The organism is Nocardia sp. NPDC004711 (genome assembly GCF_053601595.1).
This window is the reverse complement of record NZ_JBSGCB010000166.1, coordinates 1-2,076: the sequence shown is the minus strand read 5'-3', so window position 1 is coordinate 2,076 and position 2,076 is coordinate 1. Positions and strand designations below refer to the sequence as shown.

The following is a 2,076-nucleotide window of genomic DNA, read 5'->3' as shown; positions in this document are numbered from 1 at the left end:
TCGGTCAGCCGCTCCTTTACCTCCGGCGAGAGCCGGTGGTCGCGGACGGACCGAAGAGCGGCAAGGACCCGGCAATAATACAGAGACTGACTGATACAGGATGAATTCGTCGCCACCACCGTGGGGCGTCCACCGGAAGGCGAAGGCGAGCAATTCCCGTTCGTACTCGTTCACCCGATCACCCTGCAGTTTCGAGTGAGGGGTGCTGATAGCACTACCTTCGTTCATGGCTGGGCTCCCGGGTGAATGCTTTCGGTGCTTGTCCTGCGAGGACTTCGATGAGACGGCGTCCCCGGGGGTCTGTGCCGTGGGCGGGTCGTCTCGGAAGGTGTCGTCCCGGAGAGGACTGGCCTATCAGCACGACGCAGTGCCCGCGGCCCGGCTGTTGGGTTGACCGAACGTGTTGGGAGGCAGCGGGTGTGCTTGTGGTAGGAATCGATTGGGCGGAGTCGTTTCACGACGTGGCCCTGGGAGTGCCGGGAGAAGGGGTGATCGCGCAGTTCCGCATCGATCACACCGCCGCCGGCATCGCGAAGCTGGTGGCCCGGTGCGTAGAACTCGAACCCGACCCCGCCGAGGTGCGGGTGGTGCTCGAGACCCGGCACGGGATGCTGGTGGAAGCCTTGGTCGATGCCGGGTTCACGATGCTGCCGGTCAACCCGGACAAGGTGGCCTCCCAGCGAGGGCCGGCGAAGAAGAAGGACGACGCCGAGGACGCCCGTATCTGTTGTCTGCTCGCGTTGGACCCGTATCAGAAGCTGCGCCAACTCATCCCGCACGGGGATCTGGCCGGGGAACTGCGTGCGATCGCCCGCGACGACGAGCGCGCGGTGCGTGACCAGCGCAGACTGCTCAATCGGTTGCGCACCGACCTGCTGGTGACCTTCCCCGCCGCGATCACCATCGCCGACGACGACCTGGGCTCGCCCACCATCTTGAAGATGCTGGCGAACTGGCCCACCCACGCCGACCTCGCCGGGGTCGACCGCGGCGCTCTCGAAGCGTTCGCCCGCGGTGCCAAGCACGGCTGGCCCGACCGGTTCGCCGCCCGCGTGCTCGGCGCGATGGCGGTCGAGCAGTTGCCCGCTCGCGGGTATCTGGTGCGCGCCAAGGCCACCACCATCGCCATGACCGCCGCCCAGCTTCTGGTCCTGCACGACGCCCGCAAAGCCTGGGCACGGCGTATGGGCGAGCTGCTGCTCGGCGACGTCCGTCATGGCCGCGACAAGCAGCCCAGGAATCCCGATCCGGGAAAAGCGGTGCCGGGCGGTGAGATCTACCTGAGCTTCCCCGGGCTCGGGGACGTGCTCGCCGCCCGGATCGCCGGGGAGATCGGTGACCACATCACCCAATACAGCAGCGCGAACGCGCTGCAATGCTATGCCGGCACCGCCCCGGTCACCCGAAGATCCGGACGCAGCGAATTCGTCGTCGCCCGCCGCCTCGCGCACAACCGCTACCTCGGCGCCGCGGTCCATCAGTGGGCGTTCTGCAGCCTCAAAGCCTCGAAATGGGCGAGAGAGTTCTACAACTCCAAGATCGCCAAAGGAAAATCCCACCACAGCGCCTTGCGCGCGTTGGCCAACCGGTGGCTGGACCTGCTCTGGCACTGCCTGACCAAAGGCATCCGCTACGACGAGGACACCCACATCCGCAACCGGCAACGCGCCCTCACCCCCGCTGCCTGACCTGGGCGGGACTCAACCTCTTCCCACCACGGCCACGCCCGGTGGTTGACAGAAGGTGTCTCATCGCAGCTCCTCGGCCGAGAAGCCGCTCTCAAGCCGATGCTTGACCGAGGTCAGGTACCGGGCGGCGTCGGCGCCATCGACGATGCGGTGATCGTACGACAACGACAGGTAGGCCATCGACCGCACCCCGATCTCAAGTCCCCGGCTTTCACTCCGGGTAGGAACGATACGGTCGACGACGGCTCCGATTCCGAGGATCGCCGATTGCGGTTGGTTGATGATCGGGGTGCCGAACAATGCCCCGCGGCTGCCGGTATTGGTAATGGTGAACGTGCCGCCGTTGAGATCGTCCGGGCTGATCGTTGCCTCGCGCACGTTTTGCGCG

Annotated in this window: 2 protein-coding genes; one reads left to right on the top strand and one right to left on the bottom strand. The window is 66.3% G+C overall.

From position 1 onward, the window contains the following. Positions 1 to 419: 419 nt before the first annotated feature. Positions 420 to 1,688, top strand: coding sequence for an IS110 family transposase (locus tag ACWEKS_RS49140; protein WP_452346577.1), 1,269 nt, complete (start codon positions 420 to 422; stop codon positions 1,686 to 1,688). Positions 1,689 to 1,748: 60 nt separating this feature from the next. On the opposite strand, the gene ACWEKS_RS49135 is transcribed toward ACWEKS_RS49140, so the two are convergent. Next, the coding region (locus ACWEKS_RS49135; protein ID WP_452346576.1) for a 2-oxo acid dehydrogenase subunit E2 at positions 1,749 to 2,076 on the bottom strand (328 nt) is incomplete at its 5' end.